We start from the raw sequence: 21,061 nt of genomic DNA, 5'->3' as shown, positions 1-21,061 counted from the left end.
AAAATAAATTCTTGCTTGTATTTTTGAAAGTAGAGGAACGATTCGAAATGAAAATCAAGCCCAATTTTTGAAACGGAGTGCGAAAATGAAATTTTTAGCGTTATTTTTTCTGGCTTTAGCGGGCGTTGCTTTCGCTCATGATGGTGGAATGGGTGGGATGGATATGATTAAATCTTATTCTATCTTAGGAGCGATGATCGGTTTAGGGATTGCCGCTTTTGGTGGGGCGATCGGCATGGGGAATGCGGCCGCAGCGACCATTACAGGCACAGCGAGAAACCCAGGAGTGGGCGGTAAATTGCTCACAACCATGTTCGTGGCCATGGCGATGATTGAAGCGCAAGTGATTTATACTCTAGTGTTTGCTATTATCGCTATTTATAGTAACCCATTCTTAAGTTAAGGGTTTTGATGGGCTAAATTATTGCTTAAAAAGCATGATTTAGCTATAATATTTGTTTATTTTAAATTTTTAGCACTGGTGGTGGAATTGGTAGACACGCCATCTTGAGGGGGTGGTGGGAGCAATCTCGTGCGAGTTCGAGTCTCGCCCAGTGCACCATTAAGTTTCTTTAAGGAATAAGTGGGTATAATCTCACTCTTTGCTTTATACACGCCGAAGTGGTGGAATTGGTAGACACGCTAGACTCAAAATCTGGTGGGAGCAATCCCGTGTCGGTTCGAGTCCGACCTTCGGCACCACTACTAGTAATTTTTTTCAATCTGCTTTTTATCTTTTTCGTTTAAAATAGTTTTATCCCAAATAAATGCCAAATCAATGTGGATTAGTGGGTTCTTTAAACCTTTTTTAAAGGATTGTTAAGAGAATTTAAAAAAATTAAAAAAGAGAGCGTTTTACTCTATTAATTTTACTCCATTAAAAGGAGTGTGAGTTTGGGTATAATGGTAAGAAAAATTTGCATCAAATTTTATTAGAATGGATGAGAAAAATCTGCTTAAGTCATGTTGATCCAAATATATTTTAACCGGAGACTCTGTCATGCTAGATCTGTCTTATAGCCTGGAGCGTGTCTTGCAAGAAGACCCGGCAGCTAGGAATAAGTGGGAGGTGCTCTTGCTTTATCCGGGCATTCATGCACTGCTTTGTTACCGCCTAGCGCATGCGTTGCACAAGCGGAGGTTTTACTTCATTGCGCGCGCGCGCTTTCTCAGTTGGCACGCTTTATCACTGGGATAGAAATCCACCCGGGCGCTAAGATTGGGAGAGGGCTTTTTATTGATCATGGCATGGGTGTGGTGATTGGCGAGACCACAGAGATTGGGGATGATGTTACCATTTATCATGGCGTAACTCTAGGGGGCACGGGCAAGTTTAAGGGCAAGCGCCACCCTACTTTAGGCAACCGAGTGGTAGTGGGGGCTGGGGCTAAGGTCTTGGGCGCGATTTATGTGGGCGATGATGTGAGGATTGGGGCTAATGCGGTGGTGCTTTCAGATTTACCTACGGGTTCTACGGCTGTAGGCGCTAAAGCTAAAACCATCACAAAGGATCGTTAATTCTAGACAAGCGGTTGGAGTTTGCGCCATGCGGGTCATTTTGAGGTAAATTGATTTATTTTTATGAAATTTTAAAGTAAAAAAGAATTATTTTTGGAACTCGCACAACCTGATAAAAATGGGGTGATTCGTTGGGTAGGCGTTAGAGAATTTGTAGGGAAATATCAAGGATTGCAGCTAGGTAATGGGGGGAGTTGGTGTAGGAATAACTCATCTTTGGCTAAAGAATTTATATTAGAATTTGATAAAGGGCAAACTCCAGGAAATTCTATTGATAGAATACGCTTGAATGGCTATAATACCGAATGCGTTTTTAACCAAAGTATCCGTCAAGACATTAAAAATCACTATAAGCAACAATGTTGCGCGATGTGCGGTGCGTGCGGCAATTCTGAAAACACTCAAATAGAAGTGGATCATAAAGACGACCGCAAGGATGATTCAAGAGTTTCTGATTTAAACACACAGACTTTTGATGATTTTCAGGCTTTATGCAAAGCTTGTAATGATTAAGAAACGCCAGATTTGTAAAGAATGCAAAAGAGACTGGCTATAGATTTGATGCAACAAAAATTCTTGGCAATCATTATCCTTTCTACGAAGGGGAGACTGAATATGACGGTTGCTTGTTATCAATATGACCCCATACAATACAGGAAAACTTGCAATAATAGGATATTTAATGAAGGGTATCAAAAAGGTTATGGTAATGGGTATCAAATTGGATACCATCAAAAGACTACTTTATAGCGGTTGCAATGAACTACATCGGCTCTAAATACAAGCTCATTCCCTTTATTAAGGAAAATATCCATGCGGTTGCGGGCAATGATCTCTCTGGCGCGATTTTTTGTGATCTGTTCGCTGGGACGGGCATTGTGGGGCGTGCGTTTAAAAAAGCTGTTAATAAGATCATCTCTAATGATTTGGAATATTATAGCTTTGTTTTGAATCAAAATTATATCGGCAACATTCAAGAAATCCCTAATCAAGAAGAGCTTATTAATGAGATTAATAGCGTTACTTTAAAAAAGTGCTTTATCTATTCGCATTATTCTTTGGGGGGGAGTTCAAGGCAGTATTTTAGCGAAACAAACGCTCAAAAAATTGATGCGATGCGTCTAAAAATTGAAGAGCTTAAACTTTCTCAAAACATTGATAATTGCGCGTATTATTTTTTGCTCGCATCACTATTAGAGAGCGCGGACAAGGTGGCTAACACCGCTTCAGTTTATGGGGCTTTTTTAAAACGCCTTAAAAAAAGCGCTCAAAAAGAACTCATCTTAAAAGGCGCTCATTTTGATTTGAGTTTAAACGCTAATGAAGTGTACCAGCAGGATTCTAATGATTTGATTGGAAAGATTTCAGGGGATATTTTGTATTTAGATCCCCCTTACAATGCGAGGCAATACGGGGCGAATTACCATTTATTGAACACGATTGCTGCTTATACGCCCTTTACTCCAAAAGGTAAAACCGGCTTGCCCAGTTACCAGAAATCCTCTTTTTGCTCTCGTGCTAAAATCTTAAACGCTTTTGAAAACTTGATCAAAAAAGCGCGATTCAAATACATCTTTTTAAGCTATAACAATGAAGGGCTTATGAGTGAAACAGAGATTGGAAATATCTTAAAAAAATACGGTGCTTACTCCTTAACTACCAAAACTTACATGCGTTTTAAAGCGGATAACAAACGCACCCATAAAGCCGCGCACACCAAAGAGTGTTTGCATATTCTTATCAAATAAGAGTCAAAACAACCCAACCTTTAAAAACGAGCTTTAAGTTAAAAAATCTAAAGAGCGTTAGAGTTTTTAAATAAGGCTTTAGCGGGCAGTATTTGATTAAAACCAATCCAAGATATTCCAATAATGATAAAAATAATCGCTTAAATACCGCTTGAATAAGGTAAAATGAAACCAAAATAAGCCTATAAAAAAGGGGAAATCATGGCGCTTGAAGTGGTTTTATGGGATTTTGATGGCGTGATTTTTGACAGCATGCATTTAAAAAATGAAGGGTTTAAGGCGTTGTTTCAAAAGCATGGTAACAAGAATCAAGAGGATTTGAAACAATTTGAAGTTTATCACTATCAAAGTGGGGGGATTTCAAGAAATGAAAAAATCCAATATTTTTATAACGAGATCTTAAAAACCCCTATCGCTCAAGAAGAAGTGGATGCATTAGCCCTAGAATTTGGCGCTATCATAGAGCAAAAGCTTTTTGATAGGGGGCATTTGAATAGTGAAGTGATGGCGTTTATTGATGAGCATTATCAAAATTACATTTTCCATATCGCTTCAGCGGCCTTGCATAGCGAATTGCAAGTGTTGTGCGAGTTTTTAGGGATCATTAAGTATTTTAAGAGCGTTGAAGGGAGTCCGCCCAATAAACCCAAGATCATCGCCAATATCATTCAAAAATACGCCTATAACCCAAGCCACATGCTAATGATAGGCGATAGCGTCAATGACTATGAAAGCGCTAAGGCTAATGAAGTGGCGTTTTTGGGTTACAACAGCAAGGTTTTGAAAAATTTAGTGGGTCAAAATGGCTATCAAGGGAAGTATTTGGAGAGCTTTAAGGGGTTTGATTTGCAAAATTTCATGAAAGAGTGAAGCTACTTGATTAGCCAAGCTTGTCTTTGTGCTGGCTCATGTCAATGATGACTTCACAGCGTTCAATCGTGCTTAAGCGGTGGGCGATAACGATTAGGGTTTTATTTTTAGCGATTTGATAGATTTCATCCATGATTTTACTCTCGGTTTCATTGTCTAGGGCTGAAGTGGCTTCATCTAAAACCAAAATTTCAGGGTTATCGTATAAGGCTCTTGCGATGCCTATGCGCTGTTTTTGACCGCCGCTAAGATTAGCACCCCCTTCGCCCACTTGGGTTTTAAGGCCCTCATGCTCGCATAAAAAATCATAAATATGAGCCATTTTGCACACCTTAATCAAGCGTTTTTCATCTATGGCGCTCCCAAAAGCGATATTATCCCCCACAGTGCCATCAAAAAGGTAAATATTTTGGGGGATATAGCCTATTTTTTTACGCCATGAGCGCCTGTTTTCGTTGGTTAAAAGGGTGTTATCAATAAAAATTTCCCCACTTTTAGGGTAAGTAAGCCCCATAATAATATCCGCCAGCGTGGATTTTCCGCACCCGCTATGGCCTATGAGAGCGACTTTTTGACCTTTTTGAATGGTGAGGTTAAAATCTTTCAAAACCGGGTGTTTTGACTTATAAGCGAATGAAATGTTTTGAAGAGTGATTTTTTCATTAAAGTCTAAAGGGACTAAATCCTCTTCAACGATGGTTTTAGAAAGGCTTTTAAAAACAATGTTGGTCGCAAGCTGGTTGTAAGCGATTTCATTGTATTGATTCAAAACGCCAGTAACAGAAGGGAGCGTGCGATAAAGCGCTAGAGCATACATAGAAATGGTAGGAAGCACCATTTTAGCTTCGCCGTATTTGAATAAAATGTAAGCGACCGCTAAAATCAACAAACTAAAACCCACCGTTTCTAATGAATACCTGGGGACTACTTGCAGAGTAGAATAAATAATCTCGGTGTCATGGGCTTTACGGTTATTTTCTCCAAAAAGCTTGTGGGCTTCTTCGTGGTTGTCTTTGAGTTTAGTGATTTTGAAATTGCTGAAAAATTTTGAAAAAACTTTAAGCGTTTGCGCCCTAGATTTTGCCGCTATCTCGCCCTTTTTTTGAATAAGAACGGTGATTTTTTTAGTGATAATAAAAATTTGTATGGAGATGATTAGAGTGAATACAAGCGTTATCTTCCAGTTTGTGATTAATAGCGTGGAATAGAAAAAAACGATCACGGTTAATTCAGTGAGTAAATTCAAAAAAGCGTTAAAACTTGCAAACATGCCTTCTGCTTTATTGTTGATAATATCTCTTAAAGAATCCAAGTTGTGGTTAAGGTGGGAGAGGTAGTTGCTTTTAATGTGCTGTAAAAAAAGTTGTTGCTTGATTTGATAAGCTTTTTTATTGGAAAAACGCCCTTTCAAATAAGTGAAAGACACCCCATAAAACATCCTGAACAAATAAATCCCCACCAAGCAAAAACTAAAGAAATACATAAGGCGAACGGGAGATGAAAAATGGAAAAAATCATAGACCATTTTCCAGTCTTTATCGTCTAAAGCCCTGCTGGGATCGGAAGCGAGAGTGATAAAAGGCATTAGGAGGGTTAGAGACATCACTTCCACAAAAGAAGAAAAAACCGCCATCAGCACAAGCAGGAAAAAAACCATTTTTTCCTTGAAAGTGATGAGCATATAGATTTGCTTTAAAGAGCGTAAAAAGTATTTTAAAGTAGAAATTTTATGTTTTTTTTTCGCCATAATTTAAGTGTCCATAAATTCTTTTATATGTAATAAGTTTGAGCTGTGTTAAGCCAAATTGAGCTAGATTATAGCTAAATTTTAACCATGCTCTGTGCCATACGAATAATTTAGCTTTCTGTCATCATTTCTTGACAAGTCAAGTATAAAACTGCTATAATCCCAAGTCTTTGATTATTTTAGTTGCTGGCTTAGCTCAGTTGGTAGAGCAGCTGCCTTGTAAGCAGCAGGTCGGGGGTTCAAGTCCCTTAGCCAGCTCCAGTTAAAATGTTATTTTGCAAAGTTTTTGGTGAGATACTCAAGTGGCCAACGAGGGCAGACTGTAAATCTGCTGACTATGTCTTCCGTGGTTCGAATCCACGTCTCACCACCATTTTGTTTTTTTAGATGCGGGAATAGCTCAGTTGGCTAGAGCATCAGCCTTCCAAGCTGAGGGTCGCGGGTTCGAGTCCCGTTTCCCGCTCCATTTTTAGGATAACATTTTAGTTTTTGAGACGCCTATATAGCTCAGAGGCAGAGCACTTCCTTGGTAAGGAAGAGGTCGGCGGTTCAATTCCGCTTATAGGCTCCAGTTTATAATCTCTTGAATGGCGATAAGACAAAAATGTCTTAAATTTTGTGGTAGCATTTAGGAATACTTAGGATTTTGTTTAGTATAATTCTAAAATCCATTTCAAAAAATTAAGGAGAAATACAAATGGCAAAAGAAAAGTTTAACAGAACTAAGCCACATGTTAATATTGGAACCATTGGGCATGTAGACCATGGTAAAACGACTTTGAGTGCAGCGATTTCAGCGGTGCTTTCTTTGAAAGGTCTTGCAGAAATGAAAGACTATGATAATATTGATAACGCCCCTGAAGAAAAAGAAAGAGGGATCACTATCGCTACTTCTCACATTGAATATGAGACTGAAAACAGACACTATGCGCATGTGGATTGCCCAGGACACGCTGACTATGTAAAAAACATGATCACCGGTGCGGCACAAATGGACGGAGCGATTTTGGTTGTTTCTGCAGCTGATGGCCCTATGCCTCAAACCAGAGAGCATATCTTATTGTCTCGTCAAGTAGGCGTGCCTCACATCGTTGTTTTCTTAAACAAACAAGACATGGTAGATGACCAAGAATTGTTAGAGTTGGTAGAAATGGAAGTACGCGAGTTGTTGAGCGCGTATGAATTCCCTGGCGATGACACTCCTATCGTAGCGGGTTCAGCACTGAAAGCGTTAGAAGAAGCGAAAGCAGGCAATGTGGGTGAATGGGGCGAAAAAGTGCTTAAACTCATGGCTGAAGTGGATGCTTATATCCCTACTCCAGAAAGAGACACTGAAAAAACTTTCTTGATGCCGGTTGAAGATGTGTTCTCTATTGCGGGTAGAGGGACTGTAGTTACAGGTAGGATTGAAAGAGGTGTGGTGAAAGTAGGCGATGAAGTGGAAATCGTTGGTATCAGAGCTACACAAAAAACGACTGTAACCGGTGTGGAAATGTTTAGAAAAGAGTTAGAAAAAGGTGAAGCCGGCGATAATGTGGGCGTGCTTTTGAGAGGAACTAAAAAAGAAGAAGTAGAGCGCGGTATGGTTCTATGCAAACCAGGTTCTATCACTCCGCACAAGAAATTTGAGGGAGAAATTTATGTCCTTTCTAAAGAAGAAGGCGGGAGACACACTCCATTCTTCACCAACTATCGCCCACAGTTCTATGTGCGCACGACTGATGTGACTGGCTCTATCACCCTTCCTGAAGGCGTAGAAATGGTTATGCCTGGCGATAATGTTAAAATCACTGTAGAGTTGATTAGCCCTGTTGCGTTAGAGTTGGGAACTAAATTTGCGATTCGTGAAGGCGGTAGGACCGTTGGTGCTGGTGTTGTGAGCAATATTATTGAATAATATTAGCAAAAAGAGTTACCATAAAGGGTCATTATGAAAGTTAAAATAGGGTTGAAGTGTTCTGATTGTGAAGACATCAATTACAGCACAACCAAGAACGCTAAAACTAACACTGAAAAACTGGAGCTTAAGAAGTTCTGCCCAAGGGAAAATAAGCACACTCTTCATAAAGAAATCAAATTGAAGAGCTAACTCTTTCTTTGGTGTTGTGATTTAAAAGGAGGGGAGGTTAGGTCAGTAGCTCCAATGGTAGAGCGTCGGTCTCCAAAACCGGTTGTTGGGGGTTCGAGTCCCTCCTGGCCTGCCATCTACTGATTTATTCTATCAAATTTGTGTTTCAATTGGATTGTTTTTAAATTTTTTAATTTTAGTTTAAGCTATTTTGGATAAAATTGAAAATTATTTTAATGTATAAATATATTAAGTTTAAGTGAGGGCGAAAAGAAACTATGGATAAATGGCTCATGCAATACAAATTAGCTAGAGAAGAGCTTTCTAAAGTGATATTTCCTATTAAAGAGCAGATACGCAACGCACTTATTTCTGTTTTGGTGGTGGTGAGTGCTATCACGCTGTTTTTAGCTTTGTTGGATTTTTCTCTAGGGGCTTTTGTCTCTAGTGTTCTATAGGTTGGTGGCTTTAAATAAGGAGAATAATGATGGATTGGTATGCCATACAAACTTATTCAGGGAGCGAGCAGTCCGTTAAGAAAGCGATTGAGAATCTAGCGAACGATCATAATATAAGAGATAGGATACAAGAGATCATTGTGCCTACTGAAGATATTATAGAGGTTTCTAAAAAAAGCAAGACGAAAGTAACGGAGCGAAGCCTTTATCCTGGATATGTTTTTATTAAGGTAGATTTAGACACGGTTTTGTGGCACAAGATACAATCTTTGCCAAGAGTGAGTCGTTTTATTGGAGAAAACAAAAAGCCAACCCCATTGAGTGAAGCGGATATTGGGCATATTTTAGAAAAAATGAATAACCGAGCGGCCCCCAAGCCCAAAATCTTTTTTGAGCAAGGCGAAGTGGTGCGCGTGGTGGAAGGCCCTTTTGCGAACTTTACCGCTACGGTGAAAGAGTATGATGTGGAACACCGCAAGCTCAAGCTCGATGTTTCTATTTTTGGTAGGAACACTCCAATAGAGATTTTGCATTCGCAAGTGGAAAAAATTATATAACTTTTAAGGAGAAAACATGGCTAAAAAAGTAGTCGGAGAAATCAAACTTCAAATCCCTGCCGGTAAGGCAAACCCTTCACCTCCCGTAGGGCCAGCGTTGGGTCAAAGAGGGGTTAATATCATGGAATTTTGTAAGGCTTTTAATGAGAGAACTAAAGACATGGGGAGTTTTAATATCCCGGTCATTATCACGGTTTATCAAGATAAGAGTTTCACTTTTATCACTAAAAAGCCTCCGGTAACGGATTTGATCAAAAAAGCTTCTGGGGTTGAAAAAGGTTCTGACAACCCGCTCAAAAATAAAATTGCAAAGCTCACCCACAAGCAAGTGGAAGAGATCGCACAATTGAAAATGGAAGATTTAAACACAAGCACCATGGAAGCGGCCAAAAAAATCGTTATGGGCAGCGCTAGGAGCATGGGCGTAGAAGTTGTGGATTGATTGGGTTTTGTTGAATTGAAAGAAATTTTTAAGGATTAGAATCGTGGCAAAAAAAGTATTTAAAAGATTGGAAAAACTTTTTTCTAAAATTCAAAACGATAAAGCGTATGGCGTAGAGCAAGGCGTAGAGGTGGTTAAGTCCCTCGCTTCAGCCAAATTTGATGAAACCGTGGAAGTAGCGTTAAGGCTAGGGGTTGATCCAAGGCATGCGGATCAAATGGTGCGCGGTGCGGTGGTGCTTCCTCATGGAACAGGGAAAAAAGTGAGGGTGGCTGTTTTTGCAAAAGACATTAAGCAAGATGAAGCCAAGAACGCTGGGGCTGATGTCGTTGGCGGAGACGATTTGGCTGAAGAAATCAAAAATGGTCGCATTGATTTTGACATGGTGATTGCAACACCTGATATGATGGCGGTTGTCGGTAAAGTGGGTAGGATTTTAGGCCCTAAGGGTTTGATGCCAAACCCTAAAACCGGAACCGTTACGATGGATATTGCTAAAGCGGTTACTAACGCTAAAAGCGGTCAAGTGAATTTCAGGGTGGATAAAAAGGGCAATGTTCATGCCCCTATTGGCAAGGCGAGTTTTCCTGAAGAAAAAATCAAAGAAAACATGCTTGAGTTGGTTAAAACGATCAATCGCCTAAAACCCAGTAGCGCGAAAGGCAAGTATATTAGAAACGCCGCTCTTTCGCTCACCATGTCGCCTTCAGTGAGTTTGGACGCACAAGAATTGATGGATATTAAATAGCGTTAGGAGTTTTTAATCTTAGGCTGAAGATCGTAAGAGCTAAAAAGCTTAAAATTTCTTTTTTAAAAAGATAATCTTGCAGAGGTCTAGTCTAGAAAGGAGGAAAAGATGCAAAAACAACATCAAAGGCAGCATAAAGTAGAGCTAGTCGCTAACTTAAAATCGCAATTTGCAGATGCCAAAGCCCTTTTAATTTGCGATTATAAGGGTCTTAGCGTGAGAAAGTTGGAAGCTTTAAGGAATAAGGCTCGCAATCAAGGCATTAAAGTGCAAGTGATTAAAAATACTCTTGCTCATATTGCCATGAAAGAGACCGGCTATTCTGATTTGGATTTGAAAGAAACCAATGTGTTTTTGTGGGGCGGTGATCAAATCGCTCTCTCTAAACTCGTGTTTGACTTCCAAAAAGAGCATAAAGATCACTTTGTGTTGAAAGCGGGCTTGTTTGATAAAGAAAGCGTTAGCGTAGCTCATGTGGAAGCGGTTTCAAAACTCCCAAGCAAAGAAGAGCTTATGGGAATGTTGCTTTCTGTTTGGACGGCTCCGGTGCGTTATTTTGTTACGGGTTTAGACAATTTGCGTAAAGCGAAAGAAGAAAACTAAGAGCCTATGATGGCTTTAATTTAAAAAAATTTGAAGGATTGGATTATGGCAATTTCAAAAGAAGAAGTGTTAGAATATATTGGTTCATTGAGCGTTTTAGAGCTTTCTGAATTGGTTAAAATGTTTGAGGAAAAATTTGGCGTGAGTGCGACTCCAACGGTCGTGGCGGGTGCGGCTGTAGCTGGCGGTGTAGCGGCTGAAAGCGAAGAAAAAACCGAATTTAATGTGATTTTGGCTGATAGCGGTGCTGAAAAAATCAAGGTGATTAAAGTGGTTCGTGAAATTACCGGACTTGGCCTGAAAGAAGCTAAAGACGCTACCGAAAAAACCCCTCATGTGCTTAAAGAGGGCGTGAATAAAGAAGAAGCTGAAACCATCAAGAAGAAACTTGAAGAAGTGGGCGCTAAGGTTGAAGTCAAGTAAGACTTAAAAACAGAAAGGTCTTTGCGCCTTTCTCTGATCTAGTGTGGCAGATGATTTTGCTCCATGATTTTGTTTGTGAGCGTGTGGCCTAAAGTGGTTAGTATTGCAGGTGGGTTTTTGGTATTTTTATCATGGATGGTTCTAAAGTTTAAAGATCCTTTTGCAATGCTTACTTGAATTAATGCATTAAATAACTCAAAATTTTTGATCAAAGGCTTGAAATATGTCAAAAAAAATTCCCCTAAAAAACCGCTTGAGAGCTGATTTTACAAAAACCCCAACAGATTTAGAAGTCCCTAATTTATTATTATTACAACGAGACAGCTATGATTCTTTCTTGTATTCCAAAGATGGCAAAGAGAGCGGGATTGAAAAGGTTTTTAAATCCATTTTCCCTATCCAAGATGAGCATAACCGCATCACTTTAGAATATGCGGGTTGCGAATTTGGCAAGTCTAAATACACTGTTAGAGAAGCGATGGAGAGGGGCATTACCTACTCTATCCCCCTCAAAATTAAAGTGCGCTTGATCTTGTGGGAAAAAGACACCAAGAGTGGCGAAAAGAACGGCATTAAGGATATTAAAGAACAAAGCATTTTCATTCGTGAGATCCCTTTGATGACAGAACGCACTTCATTTATTATCAATGGGGTGGAGCGCGTGGTGGTCAATCAGCTCCACAGAAGCCCCGGTGTGATTTTCAAAGAAGAAGAGTCCAGCACTTCTTTAAACAAGCTCATTTACACAGGGCAAATCATCCCTGATAGGGGTTCGTGGCTGTATTTTGAATACGATTCTAAAGATGTTTTGTATGCTCGTATCAACAAACGCCGTAAAGTGCCTGTTACCATTTTATTTAGGGCGATGGATTATCAAAAACAAGACATCATTAAAATGTTCTACCCGCTTGTTAAAGTGCGTTATGAAAACCATAAATATTTGATCCCGTTTGCTTCATTAGACGCCAATCAAAGAATGGAATTTGACTTGAAAGATCCTCAAGGCAAGGTTATTCTTTTAGCAGGAAAAAAGCTCACTTCAAGAAAGATTAAAGAGCTTAAAGAAAACCATTTGGAATGGGTGGAATACCCTATGGATATTTTACTCAATCGTCATTTGGCTGAACCTGTTATGGTGGGGAAAGAAGTCTTATTGGACATGCTCACTCAGCTAGATAAAAACAAATTAGAAAAAATCCACGATTTAGGCGTGCAAGAATTTGTGATCATCAACGATCTAGCGTTAGGGCATGACGCTTCCATTATCCATTCTTTTTCAGCCGATTCTGAGTCTTTGAAATTACTCAAGCAAACCGAAAAAATTGATGATGAAAACGCTCTAGCGGCGATTCGTATCCATAAGGTTATGAAACCAGGCGATCCTGTTACGACTGAAGTGGCTAAGCAGTTTGTCAAAAAACTTTTCTTTGATCCAGAACGCTATGATTTGACCATGGTGGGCCGCATGAAAATGAATCACAAGTTAGGCTTGCATGTGCCTGATTACATTACGACTTTAACGCATGAAGATATTATCACCACCGTTAAATACCTCATGAAAATCAAAAACAATCAGGGCAAGATTGATGACAGGGACCACTTGGGCAATCGTAGGATCAGAGCGGTAGGGGAACTATTGGCCAATGAATTGCATTCAGGTTTAGTGAAAATGCAAAAGACCATTAAAGACAAGCTCACTACCATGAGCGGGGCTTTTGATTCGCTCATGCCCCATGACTTGGTTAATTCTAAAATGATCACAAGCACCATCATGGAATTTTTCATGGGCGGTCAGCTCTCGCAATTTATGGATCAAACGAACCCCTTGAGTGAGGTTACGCACAAACGCCGCCTTTCAGCACTCGGTGAAGGGGGATTGGTGAAAGACAGGGTAGGGTTTGAAGCCAGAGATGTGCACCCCACGCATTATGGCCGAATTTGTCCCATTGAGACCCCAGAAGGTCAAAATATCGGTCTGATCAACACCCTTTCCACTTTCACAAGAGTGAATGATTTAGGCTTTATTGAAGCCCCTTATAAAAAGGTTGTGGATGGCAAGGTCGTGGGTGAGACGATTTATTTGACCGCTATTCAAGAAGACAGCCACATCATCGCTCCCGCAAGCACCCCCATTGATGAAGAGGGTAATATTTTAGGCGATTTGATTGAAACGCGCGTGGAAGGCGAGATCGTTTTAAACGAAAAAAGCAAAGTAACCTTAATGGATTTAAGCTCTAGCATGCTAGTAGGGGTAGCTGCATCGCTCATTCCTTTCTTAGAGCATGATGACGCCAACCGTGCCTTAATGGGGACTAACATGCAGCGCCAAGCGGTCCCCTTATTAAGAAGCGACGCTCCCATTGTAGGCACAGGGATTGAAAAAATTATCGCTAGGGATTCTTGGGGAGCGATCAAAGCCAATCGCGCAGGCGTTGTAGAAAAAATTGATTCTAAAAATATTTATATTTTAGGCGAAGGCAAAGAAGAAGCCTATATTGATGCGTATTCTTTGCAAAAAAACTTGCGCACCAACCAAAACACCAGTTTCAATCAAGTCCCTATCGTTAAAGTGGGCGATAAAGTGGGAGCCGGGCAAATCATCGCTGATGGCCCTAGCATGGATAGAGGCGAGTTAGCGTTAGGGAAAAATGTGCGCGTGGCGTTCATGCCTTGGAATGGCTATAACTTTGAAGACGCCATCGTGGTGAGTGAGCGCATCACTAAAGATGATATTTTCACTTCCACCCATATTTATGAAAAAGAAGTGGATGCTAGGGAGCTTAAGCATGGCGTAGAAGAATTTACTGCTGATATTCCTGATGTGAAAGAAGAAGCGCTCGCTCATCTTGATGAAAGCGGGATCGTTAAAGTAGGCACTTATGTGAGCGCTGGCATGATTTTAGTGGGTAAGACTTCTCCTAAAGGCGAGATTAAAAGCACGCCTGAAGAACGGCTCTTAAGGGCTATTTTTGGGGATAAAGCCGGGCATGTGGTCAATAAGAGTTTGTATTGCCCTCCCAGTTTGGAAGGCACGGTGATTGATGTGAAAGTCTTCACTAAAAAAGGCTATGAGAAAGACGCGCGAGTTTTGAGCGCGTATGAAGAAGAAAAAGCCAAGCTTGATATGGAGCATTTTGATCGCTTGACCATGCTCAATAGAGAAGAATTGTTGCGCGTTAGTTCGCTCCTTTCTCAAGCGATTTTAGAAGAGCCTTTCAGCCATAATGGCAAGGATTATAAAGAAGGCGATCAAATCCCTAAAGAAGAAATCGCTTCAATCAACCGCTTCACTTTGGCTAGTTTGGTGAAAAAGTATTCTAAAGAAGTGCAAAACCACTATGAAATCACTAAAAATAATTTCTTAGAGCAAAAGAAAGTTTTGGGTGAAGAGCATGAAGAAAAGCTCTCTATTTTAGAAAAAGATGATATTTTGCCTAATGGCGTGATCAAAAAAGTCAAGCTCTATATCGCTACAAAACGAAAGCTTAAAGTGGGCGATAAAATGGCAGGAAGGCATGGGAATAAAGGGATTGTGTCTAATATTGTGCCGGTTGCGGATATGCCTTATACCGCTGATGGCGAGCCTGTGGATATTGTCTTAAACCCTTTAGGCGTGCCAAGCCGCATGAATATCGGGCAGATTTTAGAAATGCATTTAGGCTTAGTGGGGAAAGAATTTGGGAAACAAATCGCTCGCATGCTAGAGGATAAAACCAGAGATTTTGCCAAAGAATTGCGCGCTAAAATGCTAGAAATCGCTAACGCCATTAATGAAAAAGATCCCTTGACAATCCATGCACTTGAGAGTTGTTCTGATGAAGAGCTTTTGGAATACGCTAAAGATTGGAGCAAGGGCGTTAAGATGGCTATCTCTGTGTTTGAAGGCATCTCGCAAGAAAAATTTTACAAGCTATTTGAATTAGCTAAGATCGCTATGGATGGCAAAATGGATCTGTATGACGGGCGCACAGGCGAAAAAATGAGGGAGCGCGTGAATGTGGGCTACATGTATATGATCAAACTCCACCATTTAGTGGATGAAAAAGTCCATGCCAGAAGCACAGGCCCTTATAGCTTAGTAACGCACCAACCCGTTGGGGGTAAAGCGCTTTTTGGGGGTCAAAGGTTTGGGGAAATGGAAGTGTGGGCGTTAGAAGCTTATGGCGCAGCGCACACTCTAAAAGAAATGCTCACCATTAAATCCGATGATATTAGAGGCAGAGAGAACGCTTATAGGGCTATCGCTAAAGGTGAGCAAGTGGGCGAGAGTGAAATCCCTGAGACTTTTTATGTCTTGACTAAAGAATTGCAATCGCTCGCTTTGGATATTAATATTTTTGGGGACGATGTGGATGAGGATGGAGCGCCTAAACCCATTGTCATTAAAGAAGATGACAGGCCTAAAGACTTTAGCTCTTTCCAGCTCACTCTAGCCAGCCCTGAAAAAATCCATTCTTGGAGTTATGGGGAAGTTAAAAAGCCAGAAACGATCAATTATCGCACCATAAAACCTGAACGAGACGGCTTGTTTTGCATGAAAATCTTTGGCCCCACTAAAGATTATGAATGCTTGTGCGGTAAATACAAAAAGCCTCGCTTCAAAGACATTGGCACATGCGAAAAATGCGGCGTGGCGATCACGCACTCTAAAGTCAGGCGTTTTAGAATGGGGCATATTGAATTGGCCACTCCTGTAGCGCATATCTGGTATGTCAATTCCTTGCCTAGCCGTATCGGCACGCTTTTGGGCGTTAAGATGAAAGACTTAGAGCGCGTGTTGTATTATGAAGCTTATATCGTTAAAGAACCAGGCGAAGCCGCTTATGACAATGAAGGCACTAAGCTTGTGATGAAATACGATATTTTGAATGAAGAGCAGTATCAAAATATCTCACGAAGATACGAAGATAGGGGATTTGTAGCGCAAATGGGCGGTGAAGCGATCAAGGATTTGTTAGAAGAAATTGATTTGATCACCTTATTGCAAAGTTTGAAAGAAGAAGTGAAAGACACCAATTCCGATGCGAAAAAGAAAAAACTCATTAAGCGTTTGAAAGTGGTAGAAAGCTTTTTAAATTCTGGTAACAGGCCTGAGTGGATGATGCTCACGGTTTTACCGGTATTGCCGCCGGATTTAAGGCCTTTAGTCGCGCTAGATGGCGGGAAGTTTGCGGTCAGCGATGTGAATGAATTGTATCGTCGTGTCATCAATCGTAACCAACGCTTGAAACGCCTAATGGAGCTTGGGGCGCCAGAAATCATTGTGCGCAATGAAAAAAGGATGTTGCAAGAAGCCGTGGATGTGCTTTTTGATAACGGCCGCAGCACCAATGCGGTTAAAGGGGCTAACAAACGCCCTTTAAAATCGCTCAGTGAAATCATTAAAGGCAAGCAAGGGCGTTTCAGGCAAAACCTTTTAGGTAAGCGCGTGGATTTTTCAGGCAGAAGCGTGATTGTGGTTGGGCCTAATCTTAAAATGGATGAATGCGGGTTGCCTAAAAACATGGCGTTAGAACTCTTCAAACCGCATTTGTTATCCAAGCTTGAAGAGAGAGGTTATGCCACCACGCTCAAACAAGCTAAACGCATGATTGAACAAAAAAGCAATGAAGTGTGGGAGTGCTTGCAAGAAATCACAGAGGGGTATCCGGTGCTACTCAACCGCGCTCCTACCTTGCACAAGCAATCCATTCAAGCGTTCCATCCAAAGCTGATTGACGGCAAAGCGATCCAATTGCACCCGTTAGTGTGTTCAGCGTTCAACGCCGATTTTGACGGGGATCAAATGGCGGTTCATGTGCCTTTAAGCCAAGAAGCGATCGCTGAATGCAAGGTGCTGATGCTAAGCTCTATGAATATCCTTTTGCCCGCTAGCGGTAAAGCCGTAGCCATTCCTAGCCAGGATATGGTTTTAGGGCTTTATTATCTTTCTTTAGAAAAGAGTGGGGTCAAGGGCGAGCATAAACTTTTTTCTAGCGTGAATGAAATCATCACCGCTATTGACACGAAAGAATTAGACATCCACGCAAAGATTAGGGTTTTAGATCAAGGGAATATTATCTCTACGAGCGCGGGGCGCATGATCATTAAGTCCATTTTGCCTGATTTTATCCCTACGGATTTGTGGAACAGACCCATGAAGAAAAAAGATATTGGCGTGCTTGTGGATTATGTGCATAAAGTCGGCGGTATCGGCATTACTGCAACCTTTTTGGATAATTTAAAAACGCTTGGCTTTAGGTATGCGACTAAGGCTGGTATTTCTATCTCTATGGAAGATATTATCACGCCAAAAGACAAGCAAAAAATGGTGGAAAAAGCCAAAGTAGAGGTTAAAAAAATCCAACAACAATACGATCAAGGGTTGCTCACTGACCAAGAGCGTTACAATAAAATCATTGACACTTGGACTGAAGTCAATGACAAAATGAGTAAAGAAATGATGACCGCTATCGCAAAAGATAAAGAGGGCTTTAACTCTATTTATATGATGGCTGATAGCGGCGCAAGGGGTAGCGCGGCGCAAATCCGTCAGCTTTCAGCGATGAGGGGTCTTATGACAAAGCCGGATGGCAGTATCATTGAAACGCCCATTATTTCTAACTTTAAAGAGGGGTTGAATGTCTTAGAATACTTTAACTCCACGCATGGCGCTAGAAAGGGCTTAGCGGATACGGCGCTAAAAACCGCCAATGCGGGGTATTTGACAAGAAAGCTCATTGATGTTTCGCAAAATGTCAAGGTGGTATCTGATGATTGTGGCACGCATGAAGGGATTGAAATCACGGATATTGCGGTGGGGAGTGAGCTGATTGAACCTTTAGAAGAGCGTATTTTTGGGCGCGTTTTATTAGAAGATGTGATCGATCCCATTACGAATGAAATCTTGCTTTATGCGGACACTTTGATTGATGAAGAGGGCGCTAAAAAGGTGGTTGAAGCTGGGATTAAATCCATTACGATCCGCACCCCAGTAACTTGTAAAGCGCCAAAGGGCGTGTGCGCGAAATGCTATGGCTTGAATTTGGGCGAAGGCAAGATGAGCTATCCAGGTGAAGCGGTGGGCGTGGTAGCTGCACAATCTATCGGGGAGCCTGGAACTCAGCTCACTTTAAGGACTTTCCATGTAGGTGGGACAGCGAGTAGGAGTCAGGATGAGCGCGAAATTGTAGCGAGCAAAGAAGGTTTTGTGCGTTTCTACAACCTTAGGACTTATACGAATAAAGAGGGTAAAAACATTATCGCTAACCGCCGTAACGCTTCTATTTTAGTGGTAGAGCCTAAGATTAAAGCGCCTTTTGATGGGGAATTACGCATTGAAACGGTCTATGAAGAAGTCGTTGTGAGCGTGAAAAATAGCGATCAAGAAGCTAAATTCGTTTTAAGAAGAAGCGATATTGTCAAGCCGAGCGAATTAGCCGGCGTTGGCGGTAAGATTGAGGGGAAAGTGTATTTGCCTTATGCTAGCGGGCATAAGGTGCATAAGGGAGGAAGTATCGCTGATATTATCCAAGAGGGCTGGAATGTGCCTAATCGCATCCCTTACGCGAGCGAATTGCTAGTCAAGGATAATGACCCTATTGCGCAAGATGTGTATGCCAAAGAAAAAGGCGCAATCAAATACTATGTTTTAGAGGCTAACCATTTAGAGCGCACCCATGGGATCAAGAAGGGCGATATTGTGAGCGAAAAAGGCTTGTTTGCGGTGATAGCTGATGATAATGGTAGGGAAGCCACTCGCCATTATATCGCTAGGGGTTCTGAGATCTTGATTGATGATAATAGTGAAGTGAGCGCTAATAGCGTGATTTCTAAACCCACGACTAACACTTTCAAAACGATTGCCACATGGGATCCTTACAACACCCCTATCATTGCGGACTTTAAAGGTAAGGTGAGTTTTGTGGATGTTATCGCAGGCGTTACGGTCGCTGAAAAAGAAGACGAAAATACCGGTATTACTAGTTTGGTGGTGAATGATTACATTCCAAGCGGATACAAACCAAGCTTGTTTTTAGAAGGGGCTAATGGCGAAGAGATGCGTTATTTCCTAGAGCCAAAAACTTCTATCGCCATTAGCGATGGCTCTAGCGTGGAGCAGGCTGAAGTGTTAGCGAAAATCCCTAAAGCGACCGTTAAATCCAGGGATATTACCGGGGGTCTCCCAAGGGTTTCGGAACTCTTTGAAGCGAGAAAACCCAAGCCTAAAGATGTGGCGATCCTTTCTGAAGTTGATGGGATAGTGAGTTTTGGCAAACCCATTCGCAATAAAGAACACATCATCGTAACTTCTAAAGATGGCCGTCCCATGGATTATTTTGTGGATAAGGGCAAGCAAATTTTAGTGCATGCTGATGAATTTGTGCATGCGGGAGAAGCGATGACGGATGGCGTGGTTTCAAGCCATGATATTTTAAGGATCAGTGGCGAAAAAGAGCTTTATAAATACATTGTGAGCGAAGTTCAGCAAGTGTATCGCAGGCAGGGGGTAAGCATTGCGGACAAGCACATTGAAATCATTGTTTCTCAAATGCTAAGGCAAGTGCGTATTTTAGACAGCGGGGATAGCAAGTTTATTGAAGGGGATTTAGTCAGTAAAAAACTCTTCAAAGAAGAAAACGCTCGTGTGATCGCTTTAAAAGGCGAGCCTGCGATTGCTGAACCGGTGCTTTTAGGGATCACTAGAGCGGCTATTGGGAGTGATAGCATCATCTCAGCGGCCTCTTTCCAAGAAACGACTAAAGTTTTAACAGAAGCCAGTATCGCTATGAAAAAAGACTTTTTAGAAGACTTGAAAGAGAATGTGGTGTTGGGGAGGATGATCCCTGTGGGAACGGGCATGTATAAGAATAAAAAAATCGTGCTAAGAACGCTTGAAGATGACTCTAAATTTTGATATAAAAAATCGGTTAAGATTTTTAAAAGAAAAATTAGGGTAAAATGGGAGAACTTTTAGTTTTAAATTTTTAGAATAAGGAAAAATAGTGCCTACTATCAATCAGTTGATTAGAAAAGAAAGGAAAAAGGTGGTTAAAAAAACGAAATCACCTGCATTAGTGGAATGCCCTCAAAGAAGAGGGGTTTGTACTAGGGTTTATACGACTACCCCTAAAAAGCCTAACTCGGCTTTAAGAAAGGTCGCTAAGGTTCGTTTGACCAGTAAATTTGAAGTGATCAGTTATATTCCTGGTGAAGGGCATAACTTGCAAGAACACTCCATTGTGTTAGTGCGTGGGGGTAGGGTTAAGGATTTACCCGGTGTGAAATACCACATCGTTCGTGGCGCTTTAGACACTGCAGGGGTCAATAAAAGAACGGTTTCACGCTCTAAATATGGGACTAAAAAAGCTAAAGCAACCGACAAGAAAGCAACCGACAACAAGAAAAAATAAGAGGAAAACAAAAACATGAGAAGAAGAAAAGCACCCGTTAGGGAGGTTTTGGGCGATCCTGTTTATGGGAACAAAGTGGTTACGAAGTTTATCAATAAGATGATGTATGACGGCAAGAAAAGCGTAGCGGAAAAAATCATCTACAAAGCTTTTAATAAGATTGAAGAAAAAAGCGGTGAAAAAGGGATTGAAGTGTTTGAAAAAGCCCTAGAAAGAGTGCGTCCTTTAGTGGAAGTGCGCAGCAGAAGAGTGGGTGGGGCTACCTATCAAGTGCCCGTAGAAGTGAGAGCGAGCCGTCAGCAGTCGCTATCTATTCGTTGGATTTTAGAAGCGACCAGAAAACGCAATGAAAGAATGATGGTGGATAGATTGGCTAACGAGCTTATGGATGCGGCTAGCGATAAAGGTGCGGCTTTTAAGAAAAAAGAAGATGTGCATAAAATGGCAGAAGCGAATAAAGCGTTCGCACACTATCGCTGGTAATTGG

General features: G+C 41.2%; 15 protein-coding genes, 7 tRNA genes and 2 pseudogenes. 23 read left to right on the top strand and 1 reads right to left on the bottom strand.

Going from position 1 to position 21,061, the window contains the following annotated elements; genetic code table 11:
* Window positions 1-85 precede the first annotated feature (85 nt).
* The 7 genes and pseudogenes from HPOKI112_RS06190 to HPOKI112_RS06160 all read left to right on the top strand — a co-directional run bounded on the left by HPOKI112_RS06190 (window position 86) and on the right by HPOKI112_RS06160 (window position 4,136).
* Complete coding sequence (locus tag HPOKI112_RS06190) at window positions 86-403, top strand: F0F1 ATP synthase subunit C (RefSeq protein WP_000669961.1); 318 nt, start codon at window positions 86-88, stop codon at window positions 401-403.
* Window positions 404-475: 72 nt separating this feature from the next.
* Window positions 476-562 (top strand) — tRNA-Leu (locus HPOKI112_RS06185).
* A gap of 53 nt (window positions 563-615) precedes the next feature.
* Window positions 616-702, top strand: a tRNA-Leu gene (locus HPOKI112_RS06180).
* 298 nt (window positions 703-1,000) lie between these two features.
* Window positions 1,001-1,518: pseudogene (gene cysE / locus HPOKI112_RS06175) on the top strand (serine O-acetyltransferase).
* A gap of 93 nt (window positions 1,519-1,611) precedes the next feature.
* A pseudogene (locus HPOKI112_RS06170) lies at window positions 1,612-2,268 on the top strand (HNH endonuclease).
* Between the two features lie 8 nt (window positions 2,269-2,276).
* Window positions 2,277-3,266, top strand: coding sequence for a DNA adenine methylase (locus tag HPOKI112_RS06165; protein ID WP_025277100.1), 990 nt, complete (start codon window positions 2,277-2,279; stop codon window positions 3,264-3,266).
* 201 nt (window positions 3,267-3,467) lie between these two features.
* Window positions 3,468-4,136 (top strand): HAD family hydrolase, encoded by a 669-nt coding sequence (locus HPOKI112_RS06160; RefSeq protein WP_025276294.1) that lies wholly within the window; start codon window positions 3,468-3,470, stop codon window positions 4,134-4,136.
* Between the two features lie 10 nt (window positions 4,137-4,146).
* Here HPOKI112_RS06160 and HPOKI112_RS06155 read toward each other — a convergent pair whose 3' ends face one another.
* The gene (locus HPOKI112_RS06155; protein WP_025309964.1) at window positions 4,147-5,883 is read right to left on the bottom strand and encodes an ABC transporter ATP-binding protein/permease; all 1,737 of its coding nucleotides are present in this window, start codon (window positions 5,881-5,883) and stop codon (window positions 4,147-4,149) included.
* A 185-nt stretch (window positions 5,884-6,068) separates the two neighbouring features.
* Between HPOKI112_RS06155 and HPOKI112_RS06150 the strand changes: the two genes are divergently transcribed.
* From HPOKI112_RS06150 to rpsG, 16 genes are all read left to right on the top strand, one after another.
* A tRNA-Thr gene (locus HPOKI112_RS06150) sits at window positions 6,069-6,144 on the top strand.
* 27 nt (window positions 6,145-6,171) lie between these two features.
* A tRNA-Tyr gene (locus HPOKI112_RS06145) sits at window positions 6,172-6,256 on the top strand.
* A gap of 16 nt (window positions 6,257-6,272) precedes the next feature.
* Window positions 6,273-6,349, top strand: a tRNA-Gly gene (locus HPOKI112_RS06140).
* A gap of 30 nt (window positions 6,350-6,379) precedes the next feature.
* Window positions 6,380-6,454 (top strand) — tRNA-Thr (locus HPOKI112_RS06135).
* 126 nt (window positions 6,455-6,580) lie between these two features.
* A complete protein-coding gene (gene tuf, locus HPOKI112_RS06130; RefSeq protein ID WP_025276292.1) occupies window positions 6,581-7,780 on the top strand; it encodes an elongation factor Tu in 1,200 nt (399 codons plus the stop codon).
* A gap of 33 nt (window positions 7,781-7,813) precedes the next feature.
* Window positions 7,814-7,972 (top strand): 50S ribosomal protein L33, encoded by a 159-nt coding sequence (rpmG, locus tag HPOKI112_RS06125; RefSeq protein WP_000865159.1) that lies wholly within the window; start codon window positions 7,814-7,816, stop codon window positions 7,970-7,972.
* Window positions 7,973-8,011: 39 nt separating this feature from the next.
* Window positions 8,012-8,087, top strand: a tRNA-Trp gene (locus HPOKI112_RS06120).
* 142 nt (window positions 8,088-8,229) lie between these two features.
* Window positions 8,230-8,409 (top strand): preprotein translocase subunit SecE, encoded by a 180-nt coding sequence (gene secE, locus HPOKI112_RS06115; protein ID WP_000362121.1) that lies wholly within the window; start codon window positions 8,230-8,232, stop codon window positions 8,407-8,409.
* Between the two features lie 29 nt (window positions 8,410-8,438).
* Complete coding sequence (gene nusG, locus HPOKI112_RS06110) at window positions 8,439-8,966, top strand: transcription termination/antitermination protein NusG (protein ID WP_025277098.1); 528 nt, start codon at window positions 8,439-8,441, stop codon at window positions 8,964-8,966.
* Between the two features lie 16 nt (window positions 8,967-8,982).
* Entirely contained in the window at window positions 8,983-9,408 is a 426-nt protein-coding gene (gene rplK / locus HPOKI112_RS06105) for a 50S ribosomal protein L11 (RefSeq protein WP_001085997.1), read from the top strand.
* Window positions 9,409-9,451: 43 nt separating this feature from the next.
* On the top strand, window positions 9,452-10,156 hold the full coding sequence (gene rplA / locus HPOKI112_RS06100; RefSeq protein ID WP_001085847.1) for a 50S ribosomal protein L1: 705 nt from the start codon (window positions 9,452-9,454) through the stop codon (window positions 10,154-10,156).
* A gap of 108 nt (window positions 10,157-10,264) precedes the next feature.
* Complete coding sequence (rplJ, locus tag HPOKI112_RS06095; RefSeq protein ID WP_025277097.1) at window positions 10,265-10,759, top strand: 50S ribosomal protein L10; 495 nt, start codon at window positions 10,265-10,267, stop codon at window positions 10,757-10,759.
* 45 nt (window positions 10,760-10,804) lie between these two features.
* Window positions 10,805-11,182 (top strand): 50S ribosomal protein L7/L12, encoded by a 378-nt coding sequence (gene rplL / locus HPOKI112_RS06090; RefSeq protein WP_001018236.1) that lies wholly within the window; start codon window positions 10,805-10,807, stop codon window positions 11,180-11,182.
* A gap of 223 nt (window positions 11,183-11,405) precedes the next feature.
* Window positions 11,406-20,078: a DNA-directed RNA polymerase subunit beta/beta' gene (locus tag HPOKI112_RS06080; RefSeq protein WP_025309963.1), complete on the top strand. Its 8,673-nt coding sequence runs from the start codon at window positions 11,406-11,408 to the stop codon at window positions 20,076-20,078.
* An 88-nt stretch (window positions 20,079-20,166) separates the two neighbouring features.
* A complete protein-coding gene (rpsL, locus tag HPOKI112_RS06075; RefSeq protein ID WP_001142321.1) occupies window positions 20,167-20,574 on the top strand; it encodes a 30S ribosomal protein S12 in 408 nt (135 codons plus the stop codon).
* Between the two features lie 15 nt (window positions 20,575-20,589).
* Entirely contained in the window at window positions 20,590-21,057 is a 468-nt protein-coding gene (gene rpsG / locus HPOKI112_RS06070; RefSeq protein WP_001254365.1) for a 30S ribosomal protein S7, read from the top strand.
* The last annotated feature ends 4 nt before the right edge of the window (window positions 21,058-21,061 follow it).

It is taken from the genome of Helicobacter pylori oki112 (assembly GCF_000600085.1).
In the GTDB taxonomy this organism is placed as follows: Bacteria; Campylobacterota; Campylobacteria; order Campylobacterales; family Helicobacteraceae; genus Helicobacter; species Helicobacter pylori_CY.
Note: the sequence above shows the minus strand (reverse complement) of the source record. Positions and strands in the feature narration are given on the sequence as shown.